Raw genomic sequence first — 17,340 nt, forward strand, 5'->3', positions numbered from 1 at the left:
ATCGCTGGTAAGTCCGGTTGTTCCAGAGGCGTTCGGGATTCAGGGGCTGAGGCTCCTTGCAGGTGCCGCTGCTTGATCGGTGCTGAGGGCTCTGGATTCTAGTCAACACCATCCGCCGCTGTAGGCCACCGTCACGCCCCTTTGCGCGGGCCCGGACTGCCCCGAGCGCCGAGTGACCAGGGTACCGGGCCGCATCGTTCAACCTCGCGCTTTCAAGTTTCGGTTGCGTCCCCGCGTATTGCCTGAGGCCACGGTGCCCCGGGTATGGCACGGTTGCGCCAGCAGACAACCGGTGGAGCCGCTCAACGGCCGCCGGGTCACGGCCGCCGATCACGAACTCCTGCCTGGGCAGGCTCTGCCGTGCCGTGATGAGACTTTTCCCTATCGCGACCTGCCGGTGCTCGCCTGCTTCGCCATAGCGGAGGGTCAGCTCCAGCGTCTCCAAATAGACGTCGTCTCAGATCAGGGCCAAGGCCTGACCGCTGGCCATCATGCCACCGCGACGCGGCGACGGCCCGGGCCGTCATGGTCGGCCACCGGACGAGTACAGCATCCGAGTCACCGTGCATGCCGATACCCTGTCGAGTGATGGTGCAGTGGTACGCGCGCCTCCTCACGCTGACGCGATTCTCCTGTTAGCCCACATGGTGGCAGCAACCGGAGCGAGCCTGCGTCCTCATGGGCATCTGGTTGGCCCAAGACGCAGCGAGTCGTTAGGGCGAGCAGACCTGCCCACAGTGTTCTTGTCTGGCACGCCCGCATGACACTTCTGCGTGACCAGGCCCGCAGTCCTGTTCCCGCTCTTCATAGTGACCAATGGGAGCAACAGGCCTCTATGGTCTGGCGCAGCGTCATAGGGCCCGTAGAACGAAGTTCGGGGTGTCAGCGGGCTGGAGACGCCGTTGTTGCCCCTCACGCCGACAACGTGACACAACCGAGCCACGCAGGGTTTTTGGTCCAGTGGGCCTGTCACTGCCTGGTCCGGAGCGGGTGCTGGGCCTCCAAACCTGTGTGGCGGTGGCACCAGCACGCTGTAGGCCACGTGTTGGGTGCGATATGGCGTACCCGAAACGCCACCAAAGTTCATGAAATCCTGAATTCGTACTAAAGTGAAATCCTGATTACCCGGAATCAGGAATGACGGACAGCATATGCTCCACCTCATGTATTTCGTGAAAACCGGATTTCGGTTTTTCGTGATTTAGCAAAAGGCAAGTGGTGGACCGTGTGGGGCACGTCAACAGTTGGGCGGCCAATATGGCAGACACAGACAATAAGGGCCGGCTCCGAACCATAGCTTCCGTTGAAACTTTCGCGGTGCTCCAGAAGCAGTCGGGATGCAGCCGCAGCTCGATACCTCTTCACTGCGGGAATCCCCTCATCGTCAGACGGTATCGACATTGAACAGGTACTGTTCCTGAAAAACTGAAATACAGAAAAGATGTTTTCGGGTAGTGGCCGAACAGGATGTGAGACGGCGCAGATTCGAACCGCTGCACACTCTGGCAAATACAGATGAAAATGGGTCGGCTGAGTCAGCGCTCGACATCACCTACCATACGGGACCGACAAAAATACCTGAATTCACGAAAAAAGGAATTCAGGTTATCGGTTCGCACTTCTGTTTTTCATGAATTCGGGTATGCGTCTGTGTCGTTGCCTCATGGCTCCGGCAGGCGAAGACCGCTGCGTGCAAAATGACAGCCTGTCGTCAGCTTCGGAACACGCCTGTGCTCGCTCTGAATCCAAGAAAAACTGAAATCATGAAAAGTTGAATTCATGATGGATTGGCCGTGACAGACCGTCCGCCACCCATCCAGCGACGAGGAGATAGGCTCGCACCCCCTGTAAGGACAGCCGACCTGTAACCAGCATACAAACTCACTGACGTCTGAAAACCTGAAAACGGGTTTACCAGAAAGGCGGATTTCAGTAATCTTCAGATATGTACAGGATCGCGATTGCAAACGACAAGGGCGGTGTTGGGAAGACGACCACAGCCGTGATGCTGGCCACCCTCCTGGCAGACCGGGCGCCAACGCTACTGGTCGACGCCGACGAAAAGACTGCGAGCGCCACCGAATGGGCCAGTGCTGGTCCAGGGCTGGCGTGCACCGTTATCTCGATCGACGCGCTCGACGCAACAGACCTTGATCCCTACGAGTATCTGGTGTTTGACACCAAAGCCGGCGAGGACGCGAGTGATCTGCTGGCCCTGGCCCAGGCCGTCGATCTGCTGATCGTCCCCACCAAGCCCGACGCCCTGAGTCTGCGTGCGCTGCCCAAGACGCTCGCCCCACTCATCGAACGGGGCATCGGGAACTACCGCGTGCTGATCACCGACGTTCCCCCGGCACCGAGCACCGATGGTCACGAAGCTCGGCTGGCCCTGATGGAACTGGACATCCCGGTGTTCAGCCGCGATATCCGGCGGGCCAGCGCGTTCAACAAGGCGGCCCTGAACGGCACACGGGTGCGGGACGTCAGGGGAGATCAAAGGGCCAAGCTGGCCCATATGGACTACGAACTGATCATGCGGGAGGTGCTGGCGTGAGCAAATTCGGTGGAGCGTTAAAGAAGCTCGAAAGTCTACAGCCACGGGTCGAAGAACCTTTGGAAGAAAACCTGAAAACCGGAAAACCAGAAATCGTCCCTGTAGCTGCTGAGCCCGAGGCCGCTGCCGGGCCAGAGCGCGAGAAGTACAGCACGTTCCTCGACCGGGAGCTGATCACCGCGCTGAAGCTGCACGCCGTGCGCCACCGCATGAAGCACCACCAGGTCGTGGAGGCCGCCCTGAAACAGTACCTGGCTCAGGAAGGGGAGACCTGACTTACCAGCACTGCGGCCAACTGGTGGAACCCGCACAGTAGTGACAGGGTCGGGGTGCGTCTGGGCCAATGACAGGTCCATTTATCTGGAAACGAGTTCCTGCCTGCGCCTGAGCGCCGCGGCGGGGCCCCGCCGTTGATCGCACCGCATGTTTCCGCATCAGCTCCCAGACGATGGTTCTGACCTTCCGGGCCACTGCAGTTGGCATCGACACTGCACTCTCCCGCATCGTGCAGCTCGTCCAGAACGCCGACGTCAACAAGGCTCCGGCCCTTCACCTGGCGGACACGGCCGGCAAGGACCTCGTGTCCGTGGCACCGGGCTCGAACCTGATGGCGTTCCAGGTCTGGATGCTGTTCGGGCAGACTATGGTCTTCGCGCTGACCACAGCTGTGTCCATCGTCGTGATCGCGTGCCCGGACGCGCTCGCACTCGCTAGGCCGACCGCAATCATGGTAGGCGTCGGCAAGGCGGCGCGGGAGAGCGCGCTCCTCACGACCGCCACCGCGTTTGAGGGGTGGCCGTCGCGCGTTCTGGAGAAGACGGCGCCGACGCTGACCGACTGCTCCACATCCGTGACCACATCTTCCCCGACGTACCGCTCGATTTTCATTGAGGAGTCATCGGGCCAAGGTCGTGCGAGGGTCAGGTGGTCTGGTCAGGTGGCCGTCCGTGGCTGTGGCACGTCCGCAGAATTCAGGGGTCAGCCCTTGACAGCGCCAGCAGTAATCCCGGAGTAGAAATAGCGCTGCAGGGCCAGGAACACGATCAGCATGGGAATCACGCTGACGACCGCGCCGGCCATCATCAGATCGTAGGGAGTGCGGCCAGCGCTGCCCTGCAAGGACGCGATCAGCACCGGGAGGGTCTGCGCGTCAGGATTGCGCAGGACGATGTTCGGCCACAGGTAGTTGTTCCATGCAGCCATGAAGAAGATGATGCCCAGACTCGCCAGTGCCGGTGTGCTGATCGGAACGACCACGCGGACAAAGATGGTGGGTTCAGACGCCCCGTCGATGCGCGCCGCGTCCAGCAGTTCATCGGGCACGGTGCTCAGGTACTGGCGCATGAAGAACACGCCGAAGGCGTTCGCGAGGCCGGGGACGATCAGTGGCCAGGGCGTGTCAATCCAGTGGAAGGTGTTGCGCATCAGGATGAAGGTGGGGATCAGACCGACCACGAAGGGAATGGTCATGCTCACGAGCATCACGCCGAACAGCGCGTTCCGGCCGGGGAAATCGAACTTCGCGAAACCGTACCCGCCGAGGGCGCAGAACAGCAGGGATCCGGCGGTCGACAGCACGGCGATCAGCACGCTGTTGCCCAGGGCGCGCAGGGCAGGCGTCTGGGCAAACAGCGCCCGGTAATTGTCGAGGCTGGCGTGCTGGGGCCAGAATCCCTGGCCGAAAATCTCCGCAAGGGGCTTGAGAGACGACAGGACCATCCACACGAAGGGCAGCGCGGCGAAGGCGCTGACGACGATCAGAACGGCGTAGAGCAGCGCAGGCGGACGGGTGTGGCGCGCGGTCGTCATCGCTTCTCCTCGCGGGTCAGGCGCAGCTGCACCGCGGTCGCCACCACCACGACCGCGAAGTAGACGTAGCTCAGGGCCGCGCCGTAGCCGTAGCGGACGTTCCCGAATGCGCGTGCGTAGATCTCCATGGTGGGTGTCGTCGTCGAGTGGATGGGGCCGCCCGCGGTCAGAACCTGCGGTTCGGTGTACAGCGCGAAGGTGCCGATCACCGACAGGGTCGTCACGAAGATCAGGGCCGGGCGCATCAGGGGCACCGTGACCTTCCAGAAGAGTTGTGTGCGGGTCGCGCCGTCGATCACGGCCGCCTCGTTCACCTCGGACGGGATGGTCTGCAGGGCCGATAGGAAGATGACCATCTGGTAGCCGGTCCAGGCCCACACCAGCAGCAGCCCCACGGCGACGCGCGCCCACCACTCGTTGTCGAGCCACGGCACGGCCGGGAGTCCCAGACTGCCGAGCGCGCGGTTCACGAGGCCGCTGTCCTTTTCGAGCAGCAGGCGGAAAGTGATGCCGGCGGCGACCATCGACGTCAGGTGGGGCAGGAAGATCAGGGCCCGCCACAGGCCCTGGAAGCGCAGACGGTTCTCGTTGAGGATCACGGCCAGAATCAGGCCGCCGAGCGTCATGACCGGGTAGTGCAGCACGAAGATCAGCGCGGAGTTGAGCAGCGACGACCAGAAGTACCGGTCGCCCGACAACTCGGCGTAGTTGCGCAGCCCCACCCACTGCTGCTGCCCCGGAGCACCGTTCCAGTCCTGGAAGCTGAGGATCAGCGAGAACACCACCGGGTAGACGCCGAACACCAGGAACAACACGAAGAACGGAGCGATACACAGCAGCGGCCACACGTGTTTCCGCCACGGTGCAGGCCGCGGGAGACGCTGGGCTGAAGGTCCGGCCAGATCGAGCGGGCGGGTCATGAACGCGTTCCTCCGGGCTCGAGGCCGATCAGGGCCGGCGGGTGCGGCTGCGAATAACGTCAGCCGCGTTCTTCAGGGTGGTCGCGACGTCCTGCTTGCCGAGCGCCATCTTCTGCACTTCGATGGTGGTGATGGCGTTCATGTCCGCGTAATCGCTGGTGTACACCGTCGCGTTGGGAATGGTCTTGGCGAGGGCCGTGTAGACCTGTCCCACCTTCTGGCCGCCGAAGTAGGCGTCGGCCTGGCTGAAGACCGGATCCCGGTACAGGGTGGTGAGCGCCGGGAAGAAGTCCGTCTTCTGGTACAGGCCCAGTGCCGCGTCCCGCTGGGCGAGATGGAACTGGATGTAGGCCCACGCGGCGTCCTTGTTTCTGCTGCCGCCCCACACGGCCAGCTGTGAGCCGCCGTCGTTGCTGGTCCGGCTGGCCGTGCCCGCGAAGGTGGGCAGGGGCAGCACGCCCCACTGGCCGGTGGACTTGGGCGCGATCCAGCTCTTGAGGAAACCGCCCATCCACGTGGCCATGGGGAGCGTGGCGACCTTGCCATCGGCGATGGCCTTGTACCACGGGTCGGTCCAGGATTCCAGATCGGTGGCCGCGCCGCTCTTGTACAGGGTGTTCAGGAGCGTCATGGCGTTCGTGGCCCGGGGATCCTTGTCGAGACTCACGGCGCCGCTGGCGTCGACGTACCCGGAGCCCTGCTGCCACAGCAGCGTCTCGAAGAGCCGGGCGTCGTTCTTCGCGCGGGAGAGCGGCAGCATATCCACGCCGGTCTTGGCCTTAATGACAGCAGCCGCCTTCACGTAGTCGTCCCACGTGCGCAGCGTGGCGGGGTTCACCCCGGCCGCCTTGAACACGTCGCGGCGGTAGTACAGCACGACCGGGCCGATGTCCCAGGGCATGGCGTAGGTGCGTCCGCCGAGGCTGGCAGCCTGCAGTTTCGCGCGGTTGAGGTTCACCGCGTATGGCCTGACCTGGGTGCTCGGGTCAGCCAGCGCGCCGAGCTTCACGAACTGCGGCAGGTAGGAATCCTCGATCAGCGCGACGTCCGGACCACCTGAACCGGCAGAGAAGGCCAGTTTGTAGGCGTTGTAGATGGCGCCGCCGCTGGGATCCTTCTGAACGTATTCGACCTTGATGTTCGGGTAGGCCTTGGTGAACGCAGCGTCCGCAGCCTTCAGGCCCGCGATCGGATCTTTCCACGCCCACACGGAAATGGTGGCTTTCAGGGCCGGGTTGGGTGTCGTGGCCTGTGCGGCGGCGTTGCCAAGGGCGGCCAGGGCCAGGGTAAGCAGCAGGGTCGGGCGGGGCGAGATCGACATGAAGTCTCCTTGGGGTGGGCTGGCGACGGGCAGCGTGAACAGAGGCGGACGTGAACGAGACCCGGACGCAGATCCGGATGACGGGGGAGTGTTCTCGGCTTTGAAAGTTTTTCAAAGCGATGCTACGTCTGCCTTCTGCGCTTGTCAAACCTCCATCCGGGGCCATCAGGTGAACTGCCGTCGAACGGTGGCGCGAAGCACCCACGACAGGCGCTTGCCGCGACACGATACTGGCCTCCGCCGGGACGCGGGGCCACGCCTGAACGACGCCACGCCGGTTTCCGACCCCATCCGGTTATCTTGAGATGCGGCTTGCCGTGAGCAGCGCAGGACAGCCGGAGGTCGAACGTTGTGCCCGTGCACTCCCTTCCCGACTGTGACCGGGTGTGCTACGGTTCGTGAAAGATTTTCAGAAAGATCCAGTGAGGCCCATGACCCAGACTGCCCGTGAAACGTCCATCACAGACATCGCCCGCGAGGCGCAGGTCTCGCCCGCCACTGTGTCACGCGTCCTGAACGGCACCGCCCGCGTCACTCCCGAGAAGGCCGCCCGCGTCATGGAGGCGGTCAACCGGCTGAATTTCCGCCTCAACTCCAGCACCTTCGCGCGACACCTGCTGGCGGGAAAACTGCGGGCCGTTGGCGTGATCATTCCTGTGCTCCACGATGAGTTCTTCGGTACGATGATCACCGGGATCGAGGAACGGCTGCGTGCCCATGGGGTACACATGCTGTGTGCCCTGGGGCAGGAAAACGGCCCGGACGAACTGACCGCCCTCGAGACCCTGCTCAAGGGGCGCCCTGACGGTGTGATCGCCTTCGCGGACTGGCTCGCGGACGCCGCCCTGATCGATCTGGACGCCAGTGGCATCCCCGTGGTCGTGCTCAACCGCTCGATTCCCGAACTGGCGCCGCACTGCCTGCGGCTCGACAACGCCCTCGGCGGCGACCTCGCCACGCGGCATCTGCTCGAACTCGGCCACACCCGCGTCGCCCATATCACGGGATCGTTTGACCGGCTGGACGTCCGCGAACGCTATGCCGGCTACCACGCCGCCCTGCGCGCCGGTGGCGGCACCATCGACGACCGCTTGGAGGTGACCGGCGTGTGGGCCGAGGAAATCGAGGGCGGCCGCGCCGCCGTGAAACGCCTGCACCGCCGCACCGACTTCACGGCCGTGTTCGCCGCCAACGACTGGCTGGCCCTGGGCGCCGTGCAGGGCCTGCGTGACCTGGGGCTGCGCGTGCCGGAGGACGTGTCCGTCGTGGGATTCGACAACCGCCGGGTCACCGAGCTCAGCGCGCCCGCCATGACGGTCATCGATTTCCCGCGCCTCCAGATGGGCCAGCTGGCAGCAGACCATCTGCTCGCCATCCTGGCCGGCGAGCCCGTCCTCCCGCTGCCGCTGCTCACCCCACGCCTGATGATCCGCGGCTCCACCGGACCGCCCCCGATGTAAGGCCAGTCCGTCCACCGTCTCATCTGCATCGTCCGGCCGTCGCCGGATGTCCATGTCCCGTTCCCACATTCCCCGGAGGAATCCCTATGCACTACGGCGTCGCCTGGTATCCCGAACACTGGCCGCAAGACCGCTGGCCTGAAGACCTGCGCCTGATGAAAGCGGCTGGCATGAACACCGTCCGGATCTGCGATTTCGCGTGGAGCGCCATCGAGCCGCAGGATGGCGTCTTCGAGTTCGGTGTCTTCGATGCCGCGGTGGCCCTGGCCGGCGAGATGGGCTTCCAGGTGATCATCGCCACCCCGAGCGCCAGTCCGCCCGCGTGGCTCACCTCCGCGCACCCGGAGACCCTCGCCGTCACCCAGGACGGAGTGCCTTACCCCCACGGCGGGCGCTGCCATTACAACGTATCGAGCGCCACCTACCGCCGGTACGCGGAGCGGATGGCCCGGCAACTTGGCGGACGCTTCGGCCAGAAGCCGCACGTCATGGCGTGGCAGATCGACAACGAATACAACCGCGTGTCCTACGACCCGGAGACGCGCGCCGCCTTCCAGGCGTTTCTGCGCGCAAAATATGGCACGCTGGACGACCTGAACCGCCGCTGGTGGACGGCCTACTGGAGCCAGACGTACACGGACTGGCAGCAGATCCCGCTCCCAGTCTTCCCGTCCACCGAGCATCCGTGGATGGCGCACAACCCGGGCCTGCGGCTGGAGTTCCAGCGCTTCATCACGGCGCAGTATGCGTCGTTCCAGCGCCTGCAGATCGACGCGATCCGCCCCTTCGCCCGGTCCGAGCAGCAGTTCACGCACAACTTTATGGGCTTTTTCGACGTGTACGACCACTATTCTCTGAGTGAGGACCTGGACGTCGCGGGCTTCGACAACTACATCGGAGATGGTCACGTGGACTACGCGCGCAACGGCGCGCCGCACGACCTGACCCGCGGCTTCAAGCGCCGCAACCACTGGGTGCTGGAAACGCAGGCAGGCGCGACCAACCACATGACCACCAACAACGCCCTGAATAGGGGAGAGATCCGCACGCTGGTCTATCACCAGATCGGGCATGGCGCCGACCTGGTCGCGTACTGGCAGTGGCGCAGCGCGCTGGGCGGGCAGGAGCAGTACTGGGGCACCGTGCTGCACCCGGACGGAACCCCGCGCCCACACTACGCCGAGATCGCGCAGATCGGCCAGGAACTCGGTCAGCTTGCCCCGCTGCTGGCGGGCACCGCTCCCGTGAGCGAGGTCGCCCTGCTCCACCAGTACGAGGATCGCTGGGCCCTGAATTTTCAGCGGCAGCACGAGGCGTTCGACCCGGTCGAGCACTTCCTGAGTTTCTACCGGCCGCTCAGGACGGCCGGCATCGGGACGGACATTGTCCACCCGCTGGCTCCATTGGAGGGCTACGCGCTGGTCGTCGCGCCGCACCTGCATGTCCTGAGCCCAGAGGTGGCCGCCCACCTGGAGGCGTACGTGCGAGCCGGCGGACACCTGCTGGTCGGCCCGCGCAGCGGCGTGAAGGACGTCGACAATGCGCTGCTGGCATCGAAAGGGCCGGGCCGGCTGGCCGCCCTCGCCGGCGTTCACGTCGAGCAGTACTACACGCTGCAGCAGCCCGTGGGTGTAGTCGGCACGGGTGACGCTGGAGCGGACGGCTCCGGCAGTGCGTCCGTGTGGGCCGAGTGGCTGCACGTCGATGAGAGCGACGTCGAGGTGCTCGCGCGGTACAGCCCGTGCAACGGCTGGCTGGACGGGCAGGCGGCCATCACGACCCGGCCCGTCGGTGCCGGGCGGGTGACGGTCGTCGGCGCCTGGCTGAACGACGCGCTGATGGACACCGTCATTGCGCAGAGCGTGGTGCGCAGCGGACTGTCGGTTCCGTTCAGGCCCCCGTCGGGGATTGAAGTCTGTGTCCGCAGCGGGCCGGCGGGCGCGGTGACGCTGGTGATCAACCACACGCCGGAGGCGCGCACCATTCATCTGGACGCGGGCCACGACGCACTGAGGGGTCAGGACGTGTGCGGTGATACGGTGCTCCGTCCATACGACGTTCTGGTGCTTACGGTGGGCACAGGAAGTGCCGTGAGCGCCTCGCCGGAGGACGCCGAGCCGGCCCCTCAACTCTCTCTGTAACGATCATGCTGACCAGGCGGCGTTGTGTGACGTGGCATGGACGTCACTCCAACCACAGCGCAGAGAGCAGCGAGAGCACTGCGGTGAGGTGAACATGGGCGCCCGCCGGCGAGATCGAGATACCCCTCAACGAACGTTGGGGCCCTGCGGGCCAGCAGCGGCATGAAGGCCTCGGCGACAACAAACGCTGTTTGGTAAGCCCAGCTGAGACTCGACAGGAGAAACCCGGCCAAGCCTGCCCGGCGGACTTGCTGGCCTCTGATTCCAGTGCGACTGAGCAAGAACAGCCCGCACATCGCTGTTCTCAGGGGCGTGATGATTTCTCCCTGCCTGTGTTCACGGAGGCGTGGACATCGGGTGGGTGGACGGGCTGAATGGCTGCGGTGAGGGCCGCTGAGCCTGTTCAGCGGATGAGGGCCCAGGCAGCGATCCTATTCCCGTTTTCCCGATTTCCTGTTTTCCCGCATTCATGCCGATACTGCTGCTGTGTGGTGCGCCGTTGCCTGATCGAGGAGCCCGGCGCGGCACTGGGTACGCGTCAGGCCGGTTGGTTCCTAAGAACCCCTTCCGTGGGGTTCAAGCGACCGCTATGTCATTGGCTTTCGGGAACAGCGGCAGAGCCGTGTCGCGTAGTCGACCGCCCAGAGCGTCTCTTCACGCAACGCGCCCTGGGGGTGCCGGCTCTCTAAACTCTGCCATGGACACAGCGGAGCTGGAGCGCTGGAAGGCTGATCTTCCCGTGGAGCGTGATGCTCTCGAGATGCTGCTCGAAGAATTACAGGCACAGTGGCTTACAGCGCAGGCGGCGTTGATCCCTGCGATTCAGCTGGGGAACGGGTACTTGATCCAGCAGGACCTAGCCACGCTGAACACCCAGATCCGGGTCGTCGAGGCGCACCTGACGCATTAGGCGTCTCAGGAGCACGTGTGCTCAACATGCCCGGTCAGGGACGCCTGATGTTCCAGGCCCGGCCGAACCAAAGTTTTCAGTCCTATACGCGCTCAGGACTCTGACCCATCGCGTCTTCGCCGTGACGGACCCACTGCTGTGGTTTTTCTCGGGTCACCGGCTCGGCGCCCAGGGCAGCTGATGCCTTCAGAAGTGCCCTCCCCACTGGCGGAAAGACGCTGGCGCTTTCCGGACGAACATCGCCTCGCGGTTTACGCGGCTGGTGGTGGTGAATCTACCCGCGAGGACCGGGCCACACTTTGAGAGGTGGGGGCGCTCAATGCATGATTCTGGCCCAGGCTCATGCGCCAGATCAGAGGCGGCCAGCCAGGTGCAGCGCACGGGGCCACACGTCAAACAGGCCGTCTTCCAGCCGGAACGACGGTCGGCTCTGAACGGTATCCCCATTTGGGGCCGTGGCCTGGAGCACGTACCGGACGGAACCCCGGCGCAGCACGGCCCGGGCCGTGAGCGTCAGCCCCAGCGCGCAGATCGCCTCAAGGTTTTCCCGGTGACCGGGACGCTCCAGCAGCAGCCGGATTTGATCTCTATTCCACTTCACCTCACTGTGGGGCACGCGATCAAGGTATCAGGGCGACCTCGGCCGGGACTCCCCAACACATGAGATTTCTCCTCATCTTCGTATGGGGCTGGGCACATTGAACGGAGCGCTGTCTGCCGACGATCAGCGGCAGCGTGGCATAGGCCGCGACGTCCCGCGCGACTCTGGGTCTACATCGGGGCCGGTGTCACAGACCTCGACGACAGCCGACTCACCTGGTCGATTGTCAGCGTGTGGCCGACGGGAAATCCAACGTCCAGGTGCGTGCAGGAGAGCTGACCTCGCCGATCCCGACTGGACGCGTGCGCGCCACACATCGCCCTGCGCTGCGCATTAGGCCGCTAAGCCCGGAGCGACACGGCGAATTTCGTGAGAATACGATAGGCAAAGAAGGACAATGGTAAGAGACTACGGTGAGAAAGTGCTGTTCTGGAGTCAACTTCTTTGTGAACGGTGCTCTGTTAAAATAAGGTGATGCCCGACCTTGGTGCGCCCGACGAATTCACGGACGAGCTTCCTCCGAGGCAATCCCGGCAGGAATTTCTCCTGAACCTCAGCGACAAGATCCGTGGCGAGCGAGATGGCCAGTCTGTCGCCCGGACCGCCGTGACGCTGCTCGCCGGACATCTGCGCCTCGACCGCGCTTACGTCGCTGTGGTGGATCAGGACCGGGACGCGGCCGAGATCGGGCCAGAGTACCGACGTCCCGGCCTCGTTCCTGTCGAGGGCACCCTCACGCTGTCGGCGTTTCCTGAGGCTTTCGCCCAGGTGGAGGGACACACGCTGGTGCTCGAAGACACGGACAGCGACGCGTCGCTGTCTGAGCTGGACCGGCACTCGTTCGGGGCGCTCGGGATGCGCTCGTTGATCGTGGCCTCAGCCCGGAAGGGCGCGCGCCGTCCGGTCTGGGCGCTGCTGGTGGCCATGCAGACGCCGCGGCGATGGACGTCTGAGGAGGTTGCCCTGGTGGAGGAGGTGGCCGAGCGCACCTGGGCTGCCGTCGAGCGGGCGCGGGCCGAGGATGCCCTGCACGAGAGTGAAGCGCGGTATCACGCGCTCTTCGCGTCTTCGCCCGTGCCGTTTATGGTACTCGCGCCGAATCCTCCAGATTTCACGATCACGGCCGTGAACGACGCGTATCTGGAAGCGGCCCGGACGACCCGCGACGCGCTCATCGGGCGCCGACTGTTCGATGTCTTCACCGATGACCCGGAGCGTTCGGGGCAGCTCGGACCCGAAGCGCTTGCTCAGTCCCTGGACCGTGTCCTGACGTCACGGCGCACGGACACGATGGGGCGGGTCCGGTATGACCTCGCGACGCACGGCGGTGGATTCGAACCGCACTGGTGGGAGGCGGTCAACGCGCCGCTGTTCACTGCGTCCGGCGCCGTCGCCGCCATCCTGCATCAGGTCACCGAGGTGACCGACGTGCACCGCGCCGAGGAGGTGCTGCGCCAGAGTCAGGACCGGCAGGCGTTCCTGCTGCGGTTGAGCGACGCGCTGCGGGCCGAAGCCAGTGTCGACGCGGTCGCGACCCGTGCTCTGGCACTGCTGACCGAACAGCTGCGCCTGGACCGCTGCTACGTCACCCACTACCACCTGGATGAGGACCGCGCCGACGTGACCCATCAGCTGGGCAATGAGCGCGTGTCCCCACTGCCGGACCATTTCCGGCTGTCCGACTTTCCGGCGGCCATGCGCGTGGTCTCGGATCGAACCATCGTTGTCGACGACGACTTCGAGCGGCAGGGGCTGTCGGACGAGGAGCGGCGCAACAGCCGGGCCCTCGGCATGCGCGCGTTTATGGCGGCGACACTTCGCAAGGGGGAGGGCCGGCCGCTGTGGTCCATGATGGCGATCTCGGCCAGCCCCCGGCACTGGACGCCGGGGGATGTCACGCTCCTCGAGGAGGTCGCCGAGCGGACGTGGGTGGCGATGGAGCGCGTCCGTACGGAGGCCGCCCTGCAGCGCTCGGAAGAGCAGTACCGCACCCTCTTCGACACCATGACTGAGGGCTTCGCCCTGTGCGGCGTGATTCGTGACGCCGCCGGGCACATGGTTGACCTCCGCTACCTGGCGCTCAACCGTGGGCTCGAGCAGCAGACCGGCCTGGACCGCAGGGCCGTGGAGGGCCGGCGGTTTTCCGAGGTCGTGCCCAGGACCGACCTGGACCGGTGGCTTCCGATCTACGCGGCCGTGGTCAACAGCGGCGAGCCCAAGACCTTCGAGGAGTACGTCGTGCTCCTCGACCGCTGGTTCGCTATCAGTGCGTACCCGCGGCCCAACGACGAACTCGCGCTCTTCTACCACGACATCACAGAGCGCAAACAGCGGGAGCTGAACCGCGACGTTCTGCTGGCACTCACGGATGAGCTCAGCCGGCTGTCCAGTGAGGACGAACTGCTCCACGCTGTGGGTGCCCGGCTGGCGGACCACCTGACGCTGACCTGCTATCACTCCGTGGACGTCGACGAGGACCGTGCGGAGGTCACGCTGAGCCACTTCTGGCATGCGCTGGACGTGCCGGACATCCGTGGCACGTATCCCATCGACGGCTTCATGCCGCCGGGCGGGCTGGCACGCCTGCGTGCTGGGGAGACGATCGTCATCAACGACGTGCACTCGGATCTGCCCGGCGACACTGCCGCAGATGTGGCGCTGAAGTCAGGAGCTGATGCCCAACAGATTCGCGCGTACGTGGCGGTGCCATCCAGCCAGGACGGCCGCTGGAACGCCTACTTTGCCGCTGCGGACAGTGCCCCGAGGCGCTGGACGGCCGCGGAGATCGAGCTGATCCAAGAGGCGGCGAACCGACTGTTCCCGCGCATCGAGCGCGCCCGCGCCGAGGCCGCCGTGCATGCCTCCCAGGCGCAGTTCCGGGCGGTGGCCAACCTCGTCCCGGACCTGTTGTGGGAAAGTCGGCCGGACGGATTTACCACTTGGTACAACGACCGCTGGCTGGAGTACACCGGGCAGACCTTTGAGGTGGCGACCGGCTGGGGGTGGACGGACGCCATCCACCCGGAGGACCGCGAAGGGTCCGCCCGGCGCTACCGGGAGGCCGTGCAATCGGGTCAACCCCTGCGACAGGAACACCGGATCCGCCGCCATGACGGTGAGTACCGCTGGTTCGTGGTTCAGGCCTTTCCTCTGCGGAATAACCATGGCGAGGTGATTCAGGTGTACGGCGCGGCGACCGACATCCACCACTTGCGGGAACACTCTGCCGTTCTGGAAGCGCGGGTGGAGGAGCGGACCCGCCGCCTGGCGGACCTGAACGCCGAACTGGGCAACCTGATCATCCGGACGGCCCACAACCTGGAGGAACCCGCGCGCAAACTCGGGCACCTGCTGGACCCCGGGCGTCCCGTCGATCCGCATGCCCTCGACGGTCTTCCGCCCTACGATCCGGCGGCGCTTGCCGCTGAGGTCACGCGGTTGCGCGCCGTGGCGCAGGATCTGCGGCACCTCTCTGGACTGGAAACCCATGACCTGCGAACAGACCTGCTGCCGCTGGGCGAGGTGTTCGCCGGCATTCAGGCACACGCGGCTGCCACCGCCCGGGGCGCGCAGGTGCACTGGCTCATCCAGTCCCTGCCGATCATCCGGGGAGACCGCGCGCTGTTGACGCAGGCCCTGGAAGTCCTGATGACCTTCACGCTGAGCGAGACGCGGGGCGCGCAGTACGTGACGGTCAGCAGCCAGGAGGTCGACGGTGAGGTGCAGGTCGCGGTGGAGGACAATGGCCTGGGGCTGAGCGGCGAGGAGGCGGCCACCCTGTTCGACCTCGCCGTGCGGACAGATCAGGCGGTGCCGTTGCTGGAGGGCAGCGGGCTGGTGCAGGTGCGGCGCATCCTGGCGCGGCATGGCGGGTGGGCGTGGGCCGAGGCGCAGCGCAGCAGCGGCAAGGTCGTGCTGGCCTTCCCGCGGGACCCGGCCGTGACAGAGTTTGAGGCCCTGTTCCGCAAGGACAAACCTGGCTGGTGATTCGGCTCAAGCCCCCCGCGGTGTTGTGAGCCACGCGAACCACAACGGTGCGCCCTGATGCTCTCTGCCCTCCGCCCATGCCCGCCCCCCGAAACGTGCACACAGCCGCCGCACCACCGCCAGCCCCGCCACCACTCCCATCCAGTGGACCCGGCTCAGCACCGTGCCATGGTCGACGAGAGTCACAGGCTGTCCTGGACGTGAGGTGGTACGGCGTCAACCGGGGGACGAATCTGGTTGGTGTTGTGTGCCGTCTTGATCTTGGGACGTTCGTTGTGGTGATCGCTCGACCACGAGTTCCTCGTAGGCGAGTTCAACGTCTTCGGTGTGCCATTCGGTCTGGGCGGCCTTCCTCACGTGCACCTCCTGTGTGACCACAACGTCCTTGCCAGGCAGGGCTCGCTCCTCGTACAGCACCAGCTCGCGGGTCTCGCCAGCCTGCAGGAGGGTGCCGTCCACCATCACAGCCGGCCCGCCCGGCTGGGCCGCGATCACGAGCACTTCACTCACCAGTTCGAGCTGCACGACCTCTGTACGCACACGGCGTTCGCGCCGCAGCGTGACCTGGGCGTACACGTCACGCTGCTTCTCGACCGTCAGGACTTCCTCGCGCAGCTCAAGGGTCTGCCGCTCTGGCGCCGTCACCAGATCAGGATCCGGTGACGGTGAAGACGATGGTTCGTCCGCCATCAGCGTTCAGCGCCGGTCGATCTTGCCGTCGAGGGGATCGACGGCATCCTTGACGGCGTCGACGCCCCGGTCCAGGGCCGTGCGCCTCTCGCCCGAGGTCGTCTGGCCGTCCATGACCACGTCGCCGGTCTTGGTGACGTCGAGCACTTCGCGGCCCACGGTATCGCTGAGCGTCTGCTGCTCGGTCACGGTGCGCTTGCCGATCTCCACTTCCTCGGTGACGAAGGCCTGCTTGTTCACCTGGGCCGTTTCTGCTTCCAGGTCCACACGCACCGTTTCGCTGGCGTCACCCAGGCGAACCGTGCCATCCACCGGACGCGGCTCGCTCACGGGCGTGCGCTCGATCACGAGCTCCTCGTGCTCCAGGCCCACGTTGACGTTCTCGGTGCGGGTCTCGACGCGCTTGCCGATCTCCACGCTGCCCGCCACCGCGCGCTGCTTGTTCACCTGCAGACGCTCTTCGAGCAGTTGCAGCCGTTGCGGCGTCTTGAAGTAGGTGTCGTTCGCGTCCTGATCGCGGTAGTCGTACTGGCCGCCGGGCATGCTCACCATGGGGACCGTCTCGGTGCTGCCCCGCAGCACCCGCTCGTCCGCCACCTGGGAGTCGTACGTGTACTCCTGCCCCTCGCGGTATTCGCTCATGGCCTTGACCTGATCCTTGGTCATGGAGTCGATGTACACGGCGTCGCCCTCGAAGCGGGCCAGCCCGACCGGGACGAGCACTTCTTTGGCCGTGAACCAGCTGCCGACGTCCAGGATCAGGTAGCGGAGCTTGCCGCCATCCTCCGTCAGGGCGCCGCGCACGGTGCCGACCTTGTCGTTGCCGGCATACGCGGGCAGGCCGGTCGGGTCGAACACGTCACCGCCGAGGTCGTAGTTGTGGTCGCGGACAAGCTGGGACAAAGGAATCAAGTTCGCCATCCGAGTGCTCCTTGTTCTGGTGGAGG

13 protein-coding genes are annotated in these 17,340 nt (G+C 65.2%); 7 read left to right on the top strand and 6 right to left on the bottom strand.

Going from position 1 to position 17,340, the window contains the following annotated elements; genetic code table 11:
- Window positions 1-1,945 precede the first annotated feature (1,945 nt).
- The 3 genes from HNQ07_RS17260 to HNQ07_RS17270 all read left to right on the top strand — a co-directional run bounded on the left by HNQ07_RS17260 (window position 1,946) and on the right by HNQ07_RS17270 (window position 3,569).
- Window positions 1,946-2,554 (top strand): nucleotide-binding protein, encoded by a 609-nt coding sequence (locus HNQ07_RS17260; protein ID WP_184114051.1) that lies wholly within the window; start codon window positions 1,946-1,948, stop codon window positions 2,552-2,554.
- Entirely contained in the window at window positions 2,551-2,829 is a 279-nt protein-coding gene (locus HNQ07_RS17265) for a hypothetical protein (protein ID WP_184114053.1), read from the top strand. Before HNQ07_RS17260 ends, HNQ07_RS17265 begins: the two co-directional genes overlap by 4 nt.
- A gap of 173 nt (window positions 2,830-3,002) precedes the next feature.
- Complete coding sequence (locus HNQ07_RS17270; RefSeq protein ID WP_184114055.1) at window positions 3,003-3,569, top strand: P-type ATPase actuator domain-containing protein; 567 nt, start codon at window positions 3,003-3,005, stop codon at window positions 3,567-3,569.
- Here HNQ07_RS17270 and HNQ07_RS17275 read toward each other — a convergent pair.
- The 3 genes from HNQ07_RS17275 to HNQ07_RS17285 are packed head-to-tail and all read right to left on the bottom strand — an operon-like array spanning window position 3,533 to window position 6,604.
- Window positions 3,533-4,363 (bottom strand): carbohydrate ABC transporter permease, encoded by an 831-nt coding sequence (locus tag HNQ07_RS17275; protein ID WP_184114057.1) that lies wholly within the window; start codon window positions 4,361-4,363, stop codon window positions 3,533-3,535. The genes HNQ07_RS17270 and HNQ07_RS17275 overlap by 37 nt on opposite strands.
- A complete protein-coding gene (locus HNQ07_RS17280) occupies window positions 4,360-5,283 on the bottom strand; it encodes a carbohydrate ABC transporter permease (RefSeq protein ID WP_184114059.1) in 924 nt (307 codons plus the stop codon). The genes HNQ07_RS17275 and HNQ07_RS17280 overlap by 4 nt, the downstream gene beginning before the upstream one ends.
- A gap of 28 nt (window positions 5,284-5,311) precedes the next feature.
- Entirely contained in the window at window positions 5,312-6,604 is a 1,293-nt protein-coding gene (locus HNQ07_RS17285; RefSeq protein WP_184114061.1) for an ABC transporter substrate-binding protein, read from the bottom strand.
- A gap of 431 nt (window positions 6,605-7,035) precedes the next feature.
- Between HNQ07_RS17285 and HNQ07_RS17290 the strand changes: the two genes are divergently transcribed.
- The 3 genes from HNQ07_RS17290 (at window position 7,036) to HNQ07_RS17300 (ending at window position 11,115) form a co-directional block, all read left to right on the top strand.
- A complete protein-coding gene (locus HNQ07_RS17290; RefSeq protein WP_184114063.1) occupies window positions 7,036-8,064 on the top strand; it encodes a LacI family DNA-binding transcriptional regulator in 1,029 nt (342 codons plus the stop codon).
- An 86-nt stretch (window positions 8,065-8,150) separates the two neighbouring features.
- The gene (locus HNQ07_RS17295) at window positions 8,151-10,205 is read left to right on the top strand and encodes a beta-galactosidase (RefSeq protein WP_184114065.1); all 2,055 of its coding nucleotides are present in this window, start codon (window positions 8,151-8,153) and stop codon (window positions 10,203-10,205) included.
- A 697-nt stretch (window positions 10,206-10,902) separates the two neighbouring features.
- Window positions 10,903-11,115 (top strand): hypothetical protein, encoded by a 213-nt coding sequence (locus HNQ07_RS17300; RefSeq protein WP_184114067.1) that lies wholly within the window; start codon window positions 10,903-10,905, stop codon window positions 11,113-11,115.
- A gap of 352 nt (window positions 11,116-11,467) precedes the next feature.
- Here the strand turns inward: HNQ07_RS17300 and HNQ07_RS17305 are convergent, their stop codons facing one another.
- The gene (locus HNQ07_RS17305) at window positions 11,468-11,731 is read right to left on the bottom strand and encodes a hypothetical protein (RefSeq protein WP_184114069.1); all 264 of its coding nucleotides are present in this window, start codon (window positions 11,729-11,731) and stop codon (window positions 11,468-11,470) included.
- 459 nt (window positions 11,732-12,190) lie between these two features.
- Between HNQ07_RS17305 and HNQ07_RS17310 the strand changes: the two genes are divergently transcribed.
- Window positions 12,191-15,703 (top strand): PAS domain-containing protein, encoded by a 3,513-nt coding sequence (locus tag HNQ07_RS17310; protein ID WP_184114071.1) that lies wholly within the window; start codon window positions 12,191-12,193, stop codon window positions 15,701-15,703.
- Between the two features lie 216 nt (window positions 15,704-15,919).
- Here the strand turns inward: HNQ07_RS17310 and HNQ07_RS17315 are convergent, their stop codons facing one another.
- Window positions 15,920-16,348 carry a DUF2382 domain-containing protein gene (locus HNQ07_RS17315; RefSeq protein WP_184114073.1) on the bottom strand — a complete coding sequence of 143 codons (429 nt, stop codon included), beginning with the start codon at window positions 16,346-16,348 and terminating at the stop codon, window positions 15,920-15,922.
- Window positions 16,349-16,399: 51 nt separating this feature from the next.
- The gene (locus HNQ07_RS17320; protein ID WP_184114075.1) at window positions 16,400-17,314 is read right to left on the bottom strand and encodes a PRC and DUF2382 domain-containing protein; all 915 of its coding nucleotides are present in this window, start codon (window positions 17,312-17,314) and stop codon (window positions 16,400-16,402) included.
- Window positions 17,315-17,340 lie beyond the last annotated feature (26 nt).

The sequence above is a fragment of the Deinococcus metalli genome (assembly GCF_014201805.1).
Taxonomy (GTDB): domain Bacteria; phylum Deinococcota; class Deinococci; order Deinococcales; family Deinococcaceae; genus Deinococcus; species Deinococcus metalli.

Bases quoted from the DNA above. Each gene is read 5' to 3' on its own strand.
- HNQ07_RS17260 (WP_184114051.1), top strand. From the start codon at position 1,946: ATGTACAGGATCGCGATTGCAAACGACAAGGGCGGTGTTGGGAAGACG.
- HNQ07_RS17270 (WP_184114055.1), top strand. From the start codon at position 3,003: ATGGTTCTGACCTTCCGGGCCACTGCAGTTGGCATCGACACTGCACTC.
- HNQ07_RS17275 (WP_184114057.1), bottom strand. From the start codon at position 4,363: ATGACGACCGCGCGCCACACCCGTCCGCCTGCGCTGCTCTACGCCGTT.
- HNQ07_RS17280 (WP_184114059.1), bottom strand. From the start codon at position 5,283: ATGACCCGCCCGCTCGATCTGGCCGGACCTTCAGCCCAGCGTCTCCCG.
- HNQ07_RS17285 (WP_184114061.1), bottom strand. From the start codon at position 6,604: ATGTCGATCTCGCCCCGCCCGACCCTGCTGCTTACCCTGGCCCTGGCC.
- HNQ07_RS17290 (WP_184114063.1), top strand. From the start codon at position 7,036: ATGACCCAGACTGCCCGTGAAACGTCCATCACAGACATCGCCCGCGAG.
- HNQ07_RS17295 (WP_184114065.1), top strand. From the start codon at position 8,151: ATGCACTACGGCGTCGCCTGGTATCCCGAACACTGGCCGCAAGACCGC.
- HNQ07_RS17300 (WP_184114067.1), top strand. From the start codon at position 10,903: ATGGACACAGCGGAGCTGGAGCGCTGGAAGGCTGATCTTCCCGTGGAG.
- HNQ07_RS17310 (WP_184114071.1), top strand. From the start codon at position 12,191: ATGCCCGACCTTGGTGCGCCCGACGAATTCACGGACGAGCTTCCTCCG.
- HNQ07_RS17320 (WP_184114075.1), bottom strand. From the start codon at position 17,314: ATGGCGAACTTGATTCCTTTGTCCCAGCTTGTCCGCGACCACAACTAC.